The organism is Enterobacter sp. 4974935, from assembly GCF_058661735.1.
In genome coordinates this window covers 3,425,744-3,442,715 of record NZ_JBZWGT010000003.1, presented here as the reverse complement: position 1 = coordinate 3,442,715, position 16,972 = coordinate 3,425,744, and the positions used below count along the sequence as shown (strand labels likewise).

The window sequence follows — 16,972 nt, the reverse complement described above, 5'->3', positions numbered from 1 at the left end:
CTGGCGGGGGATTCAGTGTCGTTAAAACGCATGCAAAACCATGCACCTTATGCATGCATGGCTTTTATACGTAAAAATGGCGGGATTTTCGGGGATTTTTTAAGCGGACTACTGCACGGCCAGTTCTGCACGGCGGCGGGTGTAATTCAGGTTCTGTGCGGGTGTGAATTTTTCACGACTATCATCGCGCGAAGCCGCGTCAGGTCTGAATCCGATGGCCGTTAAAATGTCATTATCCTGCGCCGAATAATTAATTTTTTCACCGGCGACCAGCCAGAGCTGTAGCGCCTCACGCAGATAGTCGAGTGAGTGCTGCATGGCGCAGCGCTGAACGGCGGAGTGTTGCCCGGAATAATTCATCAGTTCAGGGGCAAGGGCGGCGGCCAGCTCCGCGCCGTGCACCTGCATAAAATCATTCAGACGGTTACGTATGCTGATGCGCTGCACCTCCTCATGCGAGCGGATGTAGCGACCGGCAGCCTGATTAATTTCCCATTTTTTCACGTCGATAATTTCACGCAGCGTTTGCAGGCTCCGGCCGCTGTGGCCTCTGCCGGCAAGCTGTTCGCGGTATGCCTGTTCGGCCTGCGTCAGTTCATCCCTGCGTTGCAGCCAGGCGGATTTGTTTGCCTGACAGGCCTCAAAGGCTTTCTGTAGTGTCAGTGTGGTCACGTATGTTTCTCCTGATGACTGGCCGTGCTTACGCACCGGCACGGTTAACGATTGCCGCCGGTGCGGGTAGCGGGATAACCGGCTCTGTCACCGGTGAACGAATAACCCCGTCGATGGACTCAAGCGTGCGGAACGTGGCCGAGCATTCGATATTCATGCACTGGTGATAGCGCTGTTTGACGTTATCGGACAGATACCGGCTGGTGCGGGAATGCGCGCTGGTTTTGCAGAACGGGCAGTGAAACATTGCTTACACCTCCGCTTTTGTCTCGCCATTTTCAGCCAGTTTTCTGGCAAGCATCATCCTCTTCGCAGGGCTGCGTAACAGCTCCGTATCCACGCCGGTAATCTGCGGCCGGTGCATGCCCGTCACGGACAACACCGGCTCCTGCTTCATATCGAAGTGATACAGGCTGCCCTGACGGCTCAGCGCATCGCGCAGCTCACTGATGGCCACGGACTGAGGAGCGCTTTCTCCCTTCATTTCGAGGGCGCGAATGCGCAGCATGAAAGCACGAATGAGGGCGACGGGAACCGCATTGACAGCCTGAGCCCATTCCGCACTGGCATAAGCGGTAAAGGCATCTTCATGCGCTGAAAGGAATTTATTTCCGGTGGAGCAGGCATTCAACATGGCGCGTGTCCGGTCGGTCTCCAGCTCCGCAATCAGACCGGTGAACTCATCGGCCAGCTCTCGACTGGCGATACGCCTGCTGTGCTCAGCTTTCATTTCAGGGGTGAGACTGCCGCGCAGGGTGCGAAAGCGGCTGCGCCAGTCCTGCTCCGCCTCAGTGCTCTCATCAAGGGCGGTCTGCCGCTCCTGCTTGCAGCGTTCAATGGACGTATCAATCTCTTTCAGCGCCTGCATGCTGGCCGCGTGGGTGTCTCTGGCCACAGTAAATGCGCTCAGCTTGTCGGTGATATGCGGGTTGTTCTCTGCGGACTGCTTGGCGGCAACATTTTGCAGGGCGGTAATGACTGTTTCGGGTTTCATGTTCAGGCTCTCCGTTTATTCAACCTGAAATGATTCTGCCCTTCATCACACAACATCTCGATTCATTGCAGTTGTGGCAGTTCTGGCACAAACACCACTCAAAACCCGGCTTGCCAGAGAAAGGTCTCACCAAAACCTTACTCATCGTTTGTTTTTTTACTTATAACTGTTCACCACTGTTCACCTTAAATAAAAATATAAGTAATACAGTAAGATAAAGGGTGAACAGTTGAGGGAATGACTGTTCACCGTCTGTTCACCACTGTTCACCCTCCTGTTTTGCTCTGTGTATACCACTTAGACTTTATTTCGATTAAAAATGAAAAATGTATAACTAAAAGAAATAGAAATTGCTGCATTGTAATGCAGTGATTTGCATATCTTTGCCAGCGTTTGTCTTTGTTTGCCAGAGCGAAAAGTCAATGTTTGTTTCCCCGAAAATCTCACATGACCTGAGGAAAAATATAGACATAATAAGGAGCTACCCGAAGCCGGACGGACATGACCGGCACTGTATGGACTTTATGAGGTAGCCCGATGCACACCGCTTTTTCTTCCCCGTCTTCTGCCCCTGCCGCACCACTGATGCCGGTTTCTGATGCCGTTCAGGAGCGCTTTATCCGCCTGCCTGAAGTGATGCATCTGTGCGGCCTGTCCCGGTCAACCATTTACGACCTCATCAGCCGCGAGGCTTTCCCGAAACAAATCAGCCTGGGCGGCAAAAACGTGGCGTGGGCGCAGTCTGAAATCACGGCATGGATGGCGGATCGTATTGCCGAACGCAACCGGGGCTATGACGCATGATGATGACCGTCCAGCAAACAGACCCTTTTTCTGGCTTGCTTCCTGTCGCTGTTTCCAGGTATAGTTTTCCCGCTGTCGCAAAATCGACAGCCGGAATTGGCGTTCCGCGAAACTCAATGGCGACACCAGACGCGCCGTGCGTCTTTTTTTTCGTCGTAGCTCAGGCACACCCATTTTCCGGGCTGTGGTGTCTTTTTATACACCATGGTTCCAGCAAGATAATGGTAGTCCGGGCGGGGCAGCCTTCGGGCTGGCCGGTATCCATTGAGGCCGGTTACGCCAACCCCGTTCGGGCTGCCACCAGTGAAATTGGCGTTTCCGGTGGTAGCAGTAACCGCTACTCAATGGAGGCTGCCATCATGGCTACGACCCTCACCCCGTCACACCCGCAGTTTGTCTTTGTGTTTGCCGCCGTTCGTCGCGCAGACCGTAAACCCCGTATCTGTATGCTCCGCACTGTTGCCGGTGATGAACACGCTGCACGTCGTTACCTTGTTCGCGATTATGTCCTCTCATTCGCTGGCCGTCTGCCGGTTGCGGAGGCGCGCGCATGAGACACACCACCATTACCGCCCGTGACCTCGAATGCCTTGAGCACATGCGCAATGTCGGCCAGTTCGTCAATGAGCTGATGCAGGTGCAGGACTGCGCCACCGTTCGTCGTGACCCTGCGCAGCAGTCGCAACTCACCTCCGTGATTTACCTTATGACCGCCCAGCTCGACGGCGTGGTAGAGCGCTGCAATCAGCGCTGGCTAACCGGGGAGGACAACGTATGAAAAAACCATTACCGCACGTATTACGCGCCGCGCTGTATCGTCGCGCCGTGGCCTGTGCATGGCTGACGGTATGCGAACATCAGCGCCGCTACCCAAACCTCACCCTCGACGCGCTGGAAAGTGCGATTGCCGACGAGCTGGAGGGGTTCTACCTGCGCCAGCACGGCGAGGAAAAAGGCCGTCAGATTGCCTGTGCACTGCTGGAAGATTTAATGGAAGACGGACCACTCAAGACCGCGCCCTCACTGTCCTTCCTCGGGCTCGCAGTGATGGATGAACTGTGCGCCCGTCACATTCAATCGCCTGTTGTGCACTGAGGGAGAAAATAACGATGAAAATGAACGTAACAGAGACGGTAAAACAGGCGTGCGGCCACTGGCCGCGCATTCTCCCGGCGCTGGGTGTGAAGGTCATAAAAAACCGGCATCAGGCCTGTCCGGTGTGCGGCGGCTCTGACCGTTTCCGCTTTGACGATAAAGAGGGGCGCGGGACGTGGCTCTGTAATCAGTGCGGCGCGGGTGACGGGCTTAAGCTGGTTGAGAAAGTGTTCGGCGTGACCGCATCAAAGGCTGCCGGGAAGGTGAACGCCGTGACCGGCAACCTGCCGCCGGTTGCCCCGAAAGTGATTGCGGCCGCAGAGGCTGAAACCGATACCGACCGCAAAGCGGCGGCCGCACTGGCCGTCAGACTGATGGAGAAAACCCGCACGGCCAGCGGCAACGCCTATCTGAACCGCAAGGGATTCCCCGATCATGAATGTCTCATACTGTCGGCCACACACAAAACCGGCGGCGTGACGTTCCGCGCCGGTGATGTGGTTGTCCCGCTGTATGACGATACCGGCGCACTGGTTAACCTTCAGCTTATCAATTCTGACGGTCTCAAACGCACCCTGAAAGGTGGGGCGGTAAAAGGGGCGTGCCACACCATCGAAGGGAAAAAACAGGCAGGAAAACGCCTGTGGATTGCAGAGGGCTATGCAACCGCGCTCACCGTGCATCACCTGACCGGTGAAACCGTCATGGTGGCGCTGTCGTCCGTGAACCTCCTTTCTCTGGCGAGCCTTGTCCGTCAGAAATACCCGGCCTGTCAGATTGTCCTCGCCGCCGACCGTGACCTGAGCGGCGATGGTCAGAGTAAAGCCGCTGCGGCCGCAGACGCCTGTGAGGGCGTTGTCGCCCTGCCGCCGGTGTTCGGTGACTGGAATGATGCGTTTATTCAGCACGGCGAAGAGGCAACGCGGAAAGCGATTTATGACGCCATCCGGCCACCGGCGCAAAGCCCGTTTGATACCATGAGCGAGGCGGAATTTACGGCCATGAGCGCCAGCGACAAGGCCTTGCGGGTGCATGAGCATTACGGAGAAGCGCTGGCGGTGGATGCGAACGGCCAGCTCCTGTCCCGCTATGAAAACGGCATCTGGAAAAATATTCCTGCCGCCACTTTTTCACGGAATGTGGCAGATTTATTCCAGCGCTTACGCGCCCCGTTCTCATCCGGGAAAATTGCCTCGGTGGTGGAGACCCTGAAGCTGATTATTCCGCAGCAGGAGGCACCGGCACGCCGTCTGATTGGTTTTCGCAACGGGGTACTCGATACCCAGAGCGGCCTGTACAGCCCACACAGCAAATCGCACTGGCTGCGCACGCTGTGCGACGTGGATTTTACTCCGCCGGTCGAGGGGGAAACGCTGGAGACTCACGCGCCGAACTTCTGGCGCTGGCTCGACCGGGCGGCCGGTAAAAATCCACAAAAGCGCGACGTGATACTGGCTGCGCTTTTTATGGTGCTGGCGAACCGCTACGACTGGCAGCTCTTTCTCGAAGTCACCGGTCCCGGCGGGAGCGGCAAAAGTATTCTGGCCGAAATCGCGACCCTGCTCGCCGGGGAGGATAACGCCACGTCGGCCGACATCGACACGCTGGAAGATCCGCGCAAGCGTGCCTCCCTGATTGGCTTCTCGCTGATCCGTCTGCCAGACCAGGAAAAATGGAGCGGTGACGGCGCAGGACTCAAGGCCATCACCGGCGGTGATGCGGTCTCGGTTGACCCGAAATACCAGAACCCGTATTCAACGCATATTCCGGCGGTCATTCTGGCCGTGAACAACAACCCGATGCGCTTCACCGACCGCAGCGGAGGCGTCTCCCGTCGACGGGTGATTATTCATTTCCCGGAGCAGATTGCCCCGGAAGAACGCGACCCGCAGCTCAGGGATAAAATTGCGCGCGAGCTGGCCGTCATCGTGCGCCAGCTTATGCAGAAATTCAGCGACCCGATGACCGCCCGTGCACTGCTCCAGTCGCAGCAGAACTCCGACGAGGCGCTCAGTATCAAGCGCGATGCTGACCCGACGTTTGATTTTTGCGGTTATCTGGAAATGCTGCCGCAGACCAGCGGGATGTTTATGGGTAATGCCAGCATCTTCCCGCGTAATTACCGTAAATATCTTTATCACGCGTATCTGGCCTATATGGAGGCTAACGGGTACAGGAACGTGCTCAGCCTGAAAATGTTCGGGCTGGGGTTGCCCATGATGCTGAAAGAGTACGGCCTGAATTATGAGAAGCGGCACACGAAGCAGGGGATACAGACTAACCTTTCACTGAAAGAGGAAAGCTACGGCGACTGGCTGCCGAAATGCGACGAACCCGCAGCGACTTAACCTAACTCAGACCGGCTATAGCCGGTCTGTTACTTTAACTACCAACATAACGATTTGCGAGATGTGTATAATGGTCGAATATTTCATCTGTTTTTCGAGAGGTAGGAAATGGATTATTTTCAGACTAGTGGGTTATTAATAAATATATTAACTATGTTAGTTGCCGTTGGCTCATCATGTATTAGTTATCTTGTTTACAAAGAGAGCACCTACCCAGACGTCATTGTTTACCTTGAACAAAACAATGAAGTCAAAACTGTTTTAAATATTGTAATTAAGAATATAGGTAAAAGTGCTGCAAAAGATGTAACCTTCAGTTTTAATGAAAATACCTTTAAGAATTCACTGCCTAATGTTGAGTATAGTGCGTTAACGAAAGGTGCATTGGTTTCAGGCATACCATTCCTTGCACCTGGTTCATGCAGGATATTGAGGCTTGGGAATTTCGCTGATTCGAAGAAGATTTTAGGTGACCACAAAATTAGAGTAACTACAACTTTCCGTAAAGCTAATAGCAAGAACCCTTTCGCAAAAAATATTACTAATGAAAGTTATATTGAATTGTTATCGTTGGCTAGGGTGGATGCCTCAGATAACAGTAATGAGAAAAAGATTGCTGAAAATCTAGCCAGAATTGAGAAAGCTTTGCTTAATATCAAAACACAACACTAATTCGTCTGCGCCAGGATAGTCTTTCTTACCTGCAATTTATATTTTCTGCCATGAGGGGTGAACAATCTACTGTTCACCCTTCAACGTATGTTCACCCTTTATCACTATGAAATTATTGATAAAAAACAAGAGGTGAACAGTGTGAACAGTCAAACCCCAAAAAAACTTTTTATCCCCCCGCTCATCGCCTGACCGCGCGCATCCAGAACGAGCAAAAATCACAATGGTGAAGAGTCGACTGTTCACTCTTCACCAACTAATCACCATCTAACCATATGATATTAAACGATAAATAATCGAGGTGAACAGTGTGAACAGTTAAGTGTAAAAAAACTTTTCTTACCCAGAATCAGGTCCAAAAAATGAACGCTATCGCTGATGTGTATAGGGATGTGTATAGTTTTATTTATCGAGTTTAAATTTTAACAATAAATCAGTAGGTTGAGTTGGTTTGTTGGTTCCTATTATCGCACCATTTCAAATTCTCACGCCATCTCTTTTCGGATTCGTTTGGTTGCAATCTGAAGTTCTATTTAAACGCCTAATCGCTTTGGTTTGTCTCCCCGCCTGGTTTGTTATCCGTTTTGTTGTGAACAGGTCGAGAATAACGGCAAGATATGCACAGTGTATTTAGCACAGACATACGTTACGTCGTACCGCAAAGTTATGGAGCAGGACCAGTTGACCGGATTCTGGTTTGAACTCTGCCGTGAGATGTGCATATCACCAACGTTAAGATGGTCGTCCGAAAATCACCTTATTTCATTTTGAACCGATTAAAGGGATATAAAATTTTATCTTTTTTTCACACAAATAAATAAAGGAAGAGGAACATCGCCAAAAACAAAGGTATTGAGATATCTTCGAACGGTAAGCCTGTTGTTTTCCAGATCAAACATATCGAAAAGCAGCCCAGAGGCCTCTGTCTCGGTCATGCTGTCCCCGGGGTGAGCTGTTGTCTTCATATCACTCAGGTAAAAATCGCTTTTGTTTCTGCTCAGGACCGTGAATGTTATATCCCGATTAACGAGATGCGTATTGATGGGGGAAGGCTGTCTTGCTGATACCGAAGTACCAAAGATACTGATAATACTTTCAGTACCCGGTCGTATCACCACACTGATGGTTCCATTAAAGAGATACTCTTGATCGCCCGGTGAATTCATTTGTAAGGTTCCAGAGCAGTTAACATTGCCACTTTTAGTCATGTTACTGATAGTGACAAGGATGCCTGAGAAAAACACAAATAAAGTAATTGTTAATAATTTATATTTTTTATTCATGGCTATATACGCTCTTACAACTGGATAACTTTTTCTTGTTGCCAGCCTGATAACTGCATCTGCTGATGAATAAACGTCCTGCTTCATCAAAAATCAGGCTGTCTTCCTGCTGAGAGATATAAAAGCTTCCTGGGAGGCAAGGTATTGATTCTCTGGCTATCTTTTCAGTTAAGGTGAGTCTCACGGGGAGCAGTTCATGCGCACTTCTGAAAAACATATATACAGGGCAGCTGTCAATCGTACCGACCTGGTATACCCTGGATACTTTCATCTCATTAGTTTTAAGCTGAATATGATAACAAATAAGTAAGAACATGATTAATGACAATGCATTAAGGCCATGAAACCATACTAATCTTTTACTGTTTTTTGTAATGGAAGTCGTACTGTCCTCTTCAGTGCCTGTATCTGTATTAGTCTCTGTAAGAGACATCCCCTGTTCGACCGTGTCAGGTAGAAAATCATCACTGAATAAACGGGTATCCGGAAGCAACAGGTCTTGTTTTTCTGCTCCGGGTTCGATCATTTTCACTTCTACATCTTTGTTCATCACAAAACCGGTACGTGGAATAGTGATGATGATATCGGCTGTTTCACCAAGTAACTGAAAATTTTTTCTAATCAACGATACATATTGTGTAAGTGTATTGTTGGACGCTTTATAACCGTACTCATCCCATACGCAATTGAGAATTTCTTCACGGGTTAAAGTTGACCCCTGATATCTGATAAATAACGACAGCAACCTTGAGGCCGTTGCTGGAAGAAGGATCGAGTCATAACTCTTACAGTTAGTTAAAGAACACTGAGCGTCATCATAAACAATATTCTCATTGAAAATATAGAGCATAACCCGTCCTTATCCTTCAGGTCTTACCTGCGGCACTTTTACCTGTATGAAATAGTGAAACTGATTTTGGCGCTGAGTTTAGCATATTAAACATATCTGTCACGCGAATATGATAGTGTTTTGTTATTTACAATAAATATCATATCAAAATATAGAATTCTCCTTCCGACATGAATGTTTTATATACATTCTGATGGTTTTTAAAACTCTCTCAATGATGAGCCTTATTTCTATATAAAAGAATAAAAAAATTAATAATGCATATATACTCAGATGAATTGTCTGATATTTATATATTTTGCAATATATTATATAAAAAATTAGAAGTCAGAGTTATGATTGTTTCATTGCAGACGGACACGCTGAAGCAAACGAAAGTAAGGATAAACACTGCGATACTGATAAAAGAAGGGTATGAAACATGCTGATAATGAATGATACACTTGAAAAGAAATGTTCTTACAATTGTGAAATGGATGTTACGCCTTTCCTTCAGCCTGTTATTAATACTTATGATAACTGTATCGTGGGAGCAGAAATCCTCTGTAGAGTAAAAACAAAAAAAGGATACATACTTAATCAGCTGCATATCGAAGAACTTGAGGTGCCTGAGCGTGCAGATTTTTATGCAAGAGAGCTTTTACTGAAAACGGCAGAACTGTTAAGGAAAAATGACGGCGCAGGCGAAATCCCATCGGGCTTTGTTTTTTCTCTGAATATCACCTGTGGTCAGATAAGCTCTCAAACTATCAGGAATGCGGTAGTGAGGTTTAAGAGTTATTTCAAAACAGATGTGGTGATCCTGCTTGAGATAGTGGAAAGAAATATTACTGATGCGACCAGTGATATTCTGAATGCAATCGCATTCTATAATTCTATCGGAGTGAAGTTCGCTATTGATGATGCTGGGATAAACACTGCTGCAATGAAATTTTTTGGCGTAAGTAATGTTTCAATTCTAAAACTGGATCGCTCGGTTACGCAGATAAAAGAGAACTTTGAACTAATTTACCGGAAGTTAATTGATGGCATCGTAAAAGTATCCTCTCTGTGCGGGGTGCATATTGTTGCGGAAGGGGTGGAAAATCAACATCAGAAAGAGGCTCTGGGAAACGCTGGAATCATACATATGCAAGGGTATTTTTTTTCACGACCTTTATCCGTAGCTGCTTTTTGTGATTTTATGAAACACTACCGCTGACAGGACGGATACCATGACAGTAAAAAAAACAGTTTTTCTCATATCCGATGATTATTTTTACCTTAATGGACTGGAGTTTTTATTAAAGAATGAAAATAATCTAAATGTTTTTTGTCATTATGTAGATCAAAACCAGCAGGAATGTTTTTCTGATGGTATTCCTTTTGAAAACTATAATGAAAAAAGCATCATTATACTGGCAGTGGATGACTTGAACCGCATCAGGAATTTCGCTGCGCGTTTTAGAACTAATATTGTCTTTTCTCTGAGAACCCTCGGCAAAAGAGAAATGGCGCTTTGTTATAAAGGTTTTCTGGTAATTAACAGATGCCTTTCATCATGGCGGATGTTAGATGTAATTAAGAAGTACGGGAGGGTAAGTTTTATGCCTGGCATATCTCTTACTCAAAAAGAGGAACAAGTGATTTTTAATTATTTTAACTTAACGGGTGCCCAGTTTAGTTCCTTTAAGTATAAAATTGGGGTTAAGAAAATTAGTCATTATAAACGTTCTGCTTATCAGAAAATGTTGGTTAATGGTGATGGGGAAGCTCATTTTGTAGTGAAAGCATTAAGTGAAATTAGAACAGGGATGCTATAACCGCTGTCCCATGGTTTACCTCTGTTTGTTTATTGCCAAAATTCATTTGTTTGAACAGATGAAGTGCTTAATACTGAAAATTAATAACTCAACGCTTTATGTTTTTTTGTAGTGCCTGGTGATTTTCACCATTCTAAGTAAGGGGTTTGATAAGGATGTTTCCACATCTCCTTATTACAACTCTATTGTGTATAAATATGTTCAAAGGAAATAAACATGAAAAATAGTGCTATTGCGTTAACGCTGTTTGCTGTTCTGGGTGCAACTGTAAGTTCTGCGAATGCTGCATCTACAGGAACCATTACTTTTAATGGTGAACTGACTGCCACTACCTGTGATGCCGTTGTTGATAATCAGGCTGCGGATGCAACGGTTGTTCTGCCAACGGTCGGTATCAACCAGCTGGTAAATCCGGGTGAGACTGCGGGGCGTACGGGCTTCAATATCGCTCTGACTAATTGCCAGGGTACTCTTCAAAGCGCCTCCGCGTTCTTTGAGGCAGGTCCGACAGTGGATTTAGCCAGCGGACATCTAAAGAACAGCGGAACGGCAACGAATGTCAGCCTGCAGCTGCGTGACGAATCCTCTGCGACTGGAGATGTCATTGTGGCGGGTAACGGAAATCAGGCTGCCAACACAACCTATCAGAATGTTTCCTCTGGAAGTGCAAACCTGCCTTATTCGGTTGAGTATTTTGCTGATGCTGCAACCACAGCCGGGACAGTTATCAGCCAGGTGGTTTACTCCATTCAGTATATGTAATTCAACGTACTTCATTAATCAGGGGGGCTTCCGCCCCCTTTCAAAGAGAGTGGAATTATGCCTGTGCAGCGGAAGCATAACTTTATTTTTATTCAGACACTGATATTACTGTTCATGCTTTTTCTGGTGCTGCTTAGCAACCCCGTGAAAGCCAGTATTGTTATTACCGGTACCCGGGTGATTTACGCTCAGGGCGAGCGCTCTGTCAGTGTGAAACTTAATAATAATGGTAAATCCCCCGTACTTATCCAGAGCTGGATTGATGATGGTGTTATGAGCAAATCACCAGATACAAGCACGGCCCCCTTTATTGTGACGCCCCCGATAAACCGTGTTGATCCTGGCAAAGGTCAGACACTACAGATCAGTTTTACCGGAAAACCCCTGCCTTCAGATAAAGAGTCTGTATTCTGGCTTAACGTGCTTGAAGTGCCAGCACGTAACAGTGCAAAGAAAGATGATAATTTCTTACAAATCGCTTTTCGTACCCGAATAAAACTTTTTTATCGGCCGCAGGCGCTTCAGGGGAAATCTATTGAAGCTCCGGATAAACTCGAATGGAAAACCATAGGCGGGAAATTACAGGCCATCAATAAAACGCCTTGGAATGTATCTATTTCTGGCGTAAAAGCGAATGGAAAAAAAACCGAAGGGAAAATGATAGCACCTTTTGATGCTGAGTCGTTTCCGTTGCAGGTAAGGCATGGACAAACGATTCACTTTGACGCCGTCAATGATTATGGCGCAGTCACTGAGAAATCTGCTGCTGTTCAATAACGTCTGTTTGACAGGGAATATAACGTGAAAAACCATAAAAAATATTTCCGCAAGAGCTTTCTTGCAGCAGCTGTTGCGGGTTTTTGCAGTATATCGCATTCAACTGAAGCAATGGAACACACAGGAGCGCAGCCTGAGAATCCTCTGTCAGAAGTGATACCTGACCCCGGGACCGGGGACGTTGAATTTATCAGTGATGTACTGATGTTACAAAACAATCAACCCGTCGATATCAGCCGCTTTTCAAAGCGCAGTTTTCTTTTACCCGGGAAATATTATGCCTCCATTCGGGTAAATGGGAGTGAAGTAGGGAATGAAAATATCGAGATTAAAACCCGGGCGGATAACTCTGGTTATGTCTGTATAACGCCGGAATTACTGAAAGCGATCCCTCTGGCCTGGGAAAGAATCAATGAGACCGACACAGTGCGGCTGCCAAATTCTGATGGCTGCACCGAGATCTTATCTGGCATCCCGAATGCCAGGGTCGAATTCGATGCGGGAGAGCAGGTACTGGATATTACGTTGCCGCAAAAATATGTCCATCGCTCTGCGCGTGGTTTCGTAAACCCGGAACTCTGGGATAGCGGTATACCAGCAGCATTTATCAGCTATGGCCTCAACGCCTGGACAAGTCAGTCCAGTCATTACGATTATAAATCGTTGTTTGCCTCGTTAAATACCGGATTCAATCTTGGTGCATGGTATTTCCGTCATAATGGCTCTTATTCCTGGTCAGATGACGGGAAAAAGGATTATCAGTCTCTGAACACGTATGCGCAGCGGGATATTCCGTTCATTAAAGGCCGCTTACTTGTCGGCCAGTCTAATACTACAGGCAGGGTTTTTGACTCACTGCCCTTTTCCGGTATGCAAATTGCCAGTGATGAGCGCATGTATCCGGCTTCGCTGCGGGGTTATGCGCCTGAAATCAGGGGGATGGCAAGAACGAATGCGAAAGTCACTGTACGCCAGAACAACGCCATTATTTACGAAACTACCGTATCCCCGGGTGAATTCGTCATTAACGATCTTTATCCGACGGGATTTGGTGGCGACCTGACAGTGACCGTCCGGGAGGCAGATGGCAATGAAAACTTTTTTCTGGTCCCATATACCGCGATGCCCCAGCTAATTAGACCGGGGTCGTACCGCTATTCTATTACGGCGGGTAAATTACGCCAGCTCAATCTTAGAGATAAACCAGAGTTTTATGAGGCAACCTGGCAGCACGGACTGTCAAATTACCTGACGGGCTATACTGGCTGGCAACAAAGCGATGGCTATTATGCCGCTCAGGCTGGTATGGCATTAGGAACCCAGGCCGGGGCGATTTCTCTGGATATCACCCAGTCGCATGCCTCTTTTGCGGGCAACCCGAATGGTCAGGAATATAGCCATAAAACGTCATCAGGACAGAGCTACAGACTCAGCTATTCAAAATTCATCCCCCGGACGGGCACCAATCTGACGCTGGCAACCTATCGTTTTTCAACGCAGGGCTATTACGATCTGGCAACAGCCATGATGACAAAAGATATGCTGGCGCGTGGTTACGATGAACAGCGTCTGAAACGTTCTAAAAGCCGCTATACCCTGACTGCCAGCCAGTCTCTTCCCGAAGGTCTGGGACAGTTCTACGCAAGTGCTTCATTGCAGAATTACTGGAACAGTGAGGATACCGATAAACAGTTCCAGGTAGGTTACAGTAATAGCTGGAACTCAGTCACTTACGGACTGAATGTCAACCGAACATATACCTGGTACGGCAAAAGCGATACCAGCTGGCTTCTGTCCCTCAGCTTCCCTCTGGGGACTGCCGGAGACACTCACGTTCCATCCGCGCGTCTGGAAACAGGGCGCAACAATGATGGTTCATGGTCAAAAGCGGCCTCCCTGTCCGGAACGGCCGGCAAAGACAACCAGTACAGCTATGGGTTAACGGCGCGTAATACCAGCGGCGCAACCGGCAGCAGCCTGTATGTTAACGGGCAGTGGCGGACACCTTATACGTACCTTAATGCCAGCAGCAGCGTTGGTAATCATAACCAGAGCCAGTCATTTGGTGCGAATGGGTCAGTGATCCTGCATTCCGGTGGTGCAACGCTCAGCCTTTACACCTCAGATACCTGGGCGTTGATTGAAGCCAGAGGTGCCGAAGGCGCCCGGGTTTCCTCTTACCCTGGTATCAGTATTGATAATGCCGGGTATGCAGCAGTGCCTTATCTGAATGCGTATGAACTGAATGAAGTGGCTATCGATCCAAAGGGTGCGACGAACGATGTCGGTTTTGATAGCACATCACGTAAGGTGGCCCCCTACGCCGGTGCCATTGTAAAGGTTAAATATAATACGCAGACAGGTGTCCCTGTACTGATTTCTGCCCGATGGAAAGGAGAAACAGTCCCCTTTGGCGCTGATCTCAGTAATGAGAAGGGTAATTATATTGCGACCGTCGGCCAGGCCGGGCAGATATTTGTTCGCCTTGAGCCAGGCACTCATATTCTCAAACTGAAGGCCGGTAATCAGGGTGAATGTAAAATGAAAGTCATCGTTTCCGAAGAAGATTCAGCAATTAATATGAAGAAAGAGGTCCTGGAATGTTACTGAATGCGGTAGGGTTTCTGTCACGCAGTAGCATGAGAATGTTACTCGCTATTTCATTGTTCATCATGATGCATTTCCCGTCTGTGGCCTTAGCTGCGCCTGTTTGTGACGACACGAATATTGGCCACAGGGAGATAGTATTACCTGGAGGTAGTATTTCACCCGGTGTTGACCATTCTTCGTTTGTCCCAGTATATACAGGTGGTTTCCTTTCGATTAATCTAGCTAACTATTATAATTGTCACGTAACTAGTGGAGACTCTTCAAGTTATGATATGTTTGTTTTTCTTGAACCATTAAATTCATATGGTAACTCTTACTCTTTTAATTCGGGGGCGATGAGGTATTACAGTGTCGTTGCGATGAATGCTCCGGCATTTGGGGTCGGATTATCTACTGCACTTGCTTCACCGCCAGGCATGGCGGTTAATACAGTAGATAAGGTATGGTTTGACTCAAGCTACCAAATACATGGCAGTTATAAAGGTGCATATATTATATCATTGGTTAACGGTTCCCTCTTACAGCCAGGAGTTTTATCGGGGAGTGACCTACCCACTTTTGGCATATACGGTATGATATTTAAGAGTGATGGTACCCCCTATGACGGAAAGAAAATAACGATGGGGTCTGTATCTTTTAGCGGCTCAGTGAATGTTATTCCGTTTACATGCCAGACACCTGATGTGGTCGTGCCGATGGGAAAATATAAAACGACAGATTTCACCGGTGTGGGAAGTACCAGTCAGTGGGTGGATTTCAATATTGAATTAGGTAACTGCCCGGGTAATTACCCAGGGTATTATACATATAAAAACCAAATGAGTGTATTAATTAATCCCGTTTATGGCAATCCGACCCCTGATTCATTCAGTCTCAAATCAGGTACTGGCAGCGCAACGGGGATAGATATGCAGGTCAGAAAGCAAAATGATAGCAGCATGATAACAATGGGAACAGGTTTTGACCCTCTGGGCCCCGTAACCGGGAATACGGGAGTGACGCAATTACGGATCCCTCTGCAGGCCAGATATATACAGTCAGGCGGGCAGGTGACTCCTGGTTTGGCGGAGTCAGCGCTAACGTTCACAATAAATTATTATTAGTATGATAAATAATAATTTTTCTCTCATCCATTGAAATTAAAGAGTCGATATGACCAGACAGGAATGGCTTTTACAACTCAGGCGGTGTACATCAAAAGATACGTTAGAAAAACTCATAGATAAAAACACCTATTCTCTTTCGAGTGATGAGCTGGAGACATTTAACTCTGCGGTCGATCATCGACTGGCCGAACTGACAATGGGGAAACTTTACGACAAGGTACCTCCGGAAGTGTGGAAATTTGTGAAATAAAATGCGGGCGTGGCAGGTAGCACAGCGCCTGCGTGACGTTAAGTTATGTCAAACCTGACGGCTGGAAGAGGAGTATCCTTCTCGTCGTCAGGTGGGCTGAATGCTCCATGCACGTTAAATTTTATGACGTTATTGGCCATCCGCAGATAATCACTAGAAAGGTAACAGGATGGCTGAGATGATCATATTTTTAGCAATTTTCATGTGTCTATCCCTGATCTCATCGACATTTCCGCGCTAACGTTTCACCAAATCGATTGCTGCTTAAAATTAATGAGATTCAGAAAGGTTTTGTGAAGCGTGTTTTTCTCAAAAAATGACATAAACGGATTAAGTGAGTTTTGTCCGTAGCTATTTAAAAAGAACTCACTTTTCTTTTTCATCAATCCAGGCAATCAGATCGGCGAGCCTCTTCTCAGAAAATACGGCTATACCATGTTTGGAGAGTAGCGATGCAGCGACACCCATTCCTGACTTACGCTGGCCGCTGAATGAACCGTCATAGATAAATTGACTACCGCATGTTGGGCTGTCGTCGGTTAATAGCGCCGCGGTACAATCTGACTCCTGAGCGGTACGAAGCGCTAATCTGGCGGCGAGCTGATATTGTTCAGTGACATCCTGCCCATTAATTTCAATTATTCTGACCTGCGCCAGCAATGTATCTTTAATTTCAGCAGAAATAATTTCAGCCGGAGGACGGGGCACTGATAAACCGGCGGCCAGTTCTGGACAGAAGATCACAAGGCGTCCTTCTTTCTGCCAGCGCTGCAACTGATCTGACATCTGTGCTTTCTCGCTTCCGTCATAACGTACTTTGAGTCCCGTCAGGCATGCACTTACCAGTATTTTATTGATCATCGTTATCTAATATGACGTAACCCGTATAGCTGTATGTTAACACATTACTTGTATATATCTGTCTCTTAGCGGGGGAATGCTGCGCT

General features: G+C 47.4%; 19 protein-coding genes. 13 read left to right on the top strand and 6 right to left on the bottom strand.

Going from position 1 to position 16,972, the window contains the following annotated elements:
• Window positions 1-108 precede the first annotated feature (108 nt).
• Genes AC4OVS_RS17785 through AC4OVS_RS17775 form a run of 3 tightly spaced genes read right to left on the bottom strand, consistent with a single transcriptional unit; the run spans window position 109 to window position 1,666 of the window.
• A complete protein-coding gene (locus AC4OVS_RS17785) occupies window positions 109-672 on the bottom strand; it encodes a phage polarity suppression protein (RefSeq protein ID WP_462824825.1) in 564 nt (187 codons plus the stop codon).
• A 28-nt stretch (window positions 673-700) separates the two neighbouring features.
• Entirely contained in the window at window positions 701-919 is a 219-nt protein-coding gene (locus AC4OVS_RS17780; protein WP_047723421.1) for an ogr/Delta-like zinc finger family protein, read from the bottom strand.
• A 3-nt stretch (window positions 920-922) separates the two neighbouring features.
• Entirely contained in the window at window positions 923-1,666 is a 744-nt protein-coding gene (locus AC4OVS_RS17775; RefSeq protein WP_491922604.1) for a capsid protein, read from the bottom strand.
• Between the two features lie 537 nt (window positions 1,667-2,203).
• Here AC4OVS_RS17775 and AC4OVS_RS17770 point away from each other — a divergent pair.
• The 6 genes from AC4OVS_RS17770 (at window position 2,204) to AC4OVS_RS17745 (ending at window position 6,585) form a co-directional block, all read left to right on the top strand.
• Window positions 2,204-2,470 carry a helix-turn-helix transcriptional regulator gene (locus AC4OVS_RS17770; RefSeq protein WP_023165627.1) on the top strand — a complete coding sequence of 89 codons (267 nt, stop codon included), beginning with the start codon at window positions 2,204-2,206 and terminating at the stop codon, window positions 2,468-2,470.
• Window positions 2,467-3,024, top strand: a complete 558-nt coding sequence (locus AC4OVS_RS17765; RefSeq protein ID WP_046621153.1) for a host cell division inhibitor Icd-like protein — start codon at window positions 2,467-2,469, stop codon at window positions 3,022-3,024. The genes AC4OVS_RS17770 and AC4OVS_RS17765 overlap by 4 nt, the downstream gene beginning before the upstream one ends.
• Window positions 3,021-3,248, top strand: a complete 228-nt coding sequence (locus AC4OVS_RS17760) for a hypothetical protein (protein ID WP_333028416.1) — start codon at window positions 3,021-3,023, stop codon at window positions 3,246-3,248. Before AC4OVS_RS17765 ends, AC4OVS_RS17760 begins: the two co-directional genes overlap by 4 nt.
• The gene (locus AC4OVS_RS17755; RefSeq protein ID WP_023323624.1) at window positions 3,245-3,565 is read left to right on the top strand and encodes a DUF5375 domain-containing protein; all 321 of its coding nucleotides are present in this window, start codon (window positions 3,245-3,247) and stop codon (window positions 3,563-3,565) included. The genes AC4OVS_RS17760 and AC4OVS_RS17755 overlap by 4 nt, the downstream gene beginning before the upstream one ends.
• A 14-nt stretch (window positions 3,566-3,579) precedes the next feature.
• Window positions 3,580-5,913 carry a primase-helicase zinc-binding domain-containing protein gene (locus AC4OVS_RS17750; RefSeq protein ID WP_491922603.1) on the top strand — a complete coding sequence of 778 codons (2,334 nt, stop codon included), beginning with the start codon at window positions 3,580-3,582 and terminating at the stop codon, window positions 5,911-5,913.
• Between the two features lie 108 nt (window positions 5,914-6,021).
• The gene (locus AC4OVS_RS17745) at window positions 6,022-6,585 is read left to right on the top strand and encodes a DUF8453 domain-containing protein (RefSeq protein WP_462824820.1); all 564 of its coding nucleotides are present in this window, start codon (window positions 6,022-6,024) and stop codon (window positions 6,583-6,585) included.
• Window positions 6,586-7,379: 794 nt separating this feature from the next.
• Here AC4OVS_RS17745 and AC4OVS_RS17740 read toward each other — a convergent pair.
• Window positions 7,380-7,868 carry a hypothetical protein gene (locus AC4OVS_RS17740; protein WP_206227942.1) on the bottom strand — a complete coding sequence of 163 codons (489 nt, stop codon included), beginning with the start codon at window positions 7,866-7,868 and terminating at the stop codon, window positions 7,380-7,382.
• Window positions 7,861-8,718 carry a winged helix-turn-helix domain-containing protein gene (locus AC4OVS_RS17735; RefSeq protein ID WP_126490663.1) on the bottom strand — a complete coding sequence of 286 codons (858 nt, stop codon included), beginning with the start codon at window positions 8,716-8,718 and terminating at the stop codon, window positions 7,861-7,863. The genes AC4OVS_RS17740 and AC4OVS_RS17735 overlap by 8 nt, the downstream gene beginning before the upstream one ends.
• Window positions 8,719-9,139: 421 nt before the next feature.
• Between AC4OVS_RS17735 and AC4OVS_RS17730 the strand changes: the two genes are divergently transcribed.
• From AC4OVS_RS17730 to hha, 7 genes are all read left to right on the top strand, one after another.
• The gene (locus AC4OVS_RS17730; protein WP_126503142.1) at window positions 9,140-9,919 is read left to right on the top strand and encodes an EAL domain-containing protein; all 780 of its coding nucleotides are present in this window, start codon (window positions 9,140-9,142) and stop codon (window positions 9,917-9,919) included.
• Between the two features lie 13 nt (window positions 9,920-9,932).
• A complete protein-coding gene (locus AC4OVS_RS17725) occupies window positions 9,933-10,520 on the top strand; it encodes a hypothetical protein (RefSeq protein ID WP_491922602.1) in 588 nt (195 codons plus the stop codon).
• A 216-nt stretch (window positions 10,521-10,736) separates the two neighbouring features.
• Complete coding sequence (locus AC4OVS_RS17720; RefSeq protein WP_038415435.1) at window positions 10,737-11,282, top strand: fimbrial protein; 546 nt, start codon at window positions 10,737-10,739, stop codon at window positions 11,280-11,282.
• Window positions 11,283-11,345: 63 nt separating this feature from the next.
• The gene (locus AC4OVS_RS17715) at window positions 11,346-12,059 is read left to right on the top strand and encodes a fimbrial biogenesis chaperone (RefSeq protein WP_225303414.1); all 714 of its coding nucleotides are present in this window, start codon (window positions 11,346-11,348) and stop codon (window positions 12,057-12,059) included.
• 24 nt (window positions 12,060-12,083) lie between these two features.
• Window positions 12,084-14,669, top strand: a complete 2,586-nt coding sequence (locus AC4OVS_RS17710) for a fimbria/pilus outer membrane usher protein (protein ID WP_491922601.1) — start codon at window positions 12,084-12,086, stop codon at window positions 14,667-14,669.
• A 29-nt stretch (window positions 14,670-14,698) separates the two neighbouring features.
• A complete protein-coding gene (locus AC4OVS_RS17705) occupies window positions 14,699-15,772 on the top strand; it encodes a fimbrial protein (RefSeq protein ID WP_157874901.1) in 1,074 nt (357 codons plus the stop codon).
• Window positions 15,773-15,821: 49 nt separating this feature from the next.
• Window positions 15,822-16,025 carry a hemolysin expression modulator Hha gene (gene hha / locus AC4OVS_RS17700; RefSeq protein WP_038415439.1) on the top strand — a complete coding sequence of 68 codons (204 nt, stop codon included), beginning with the start codon at window positions 15,822-15,824 and terminating at the stop codon, window positions 16,023-16,025.
• Window positions 16,026-16,391: 366 nt separating this feature from the next.
• Here the strand turns inward: hha and AC4OVS_RS17695 are convergent, their stop codons facing one another.
• Window positions 16,392-16,886 carry a 2-thiouracil desulfurase family protein gene (locus AC4OVS_RS17695; RefSeq protein WP_022647183.1) on the bottom strand — a complete coding sequence of 165 codons (495 nt, stop codon included), beginning with the start codon at window positions 16,884-16,886 and terminating at the stop codon, window positions 16,392-16,394.
• Window positions 16,887-16,972 lie beyond the last annotated feature (86 nt).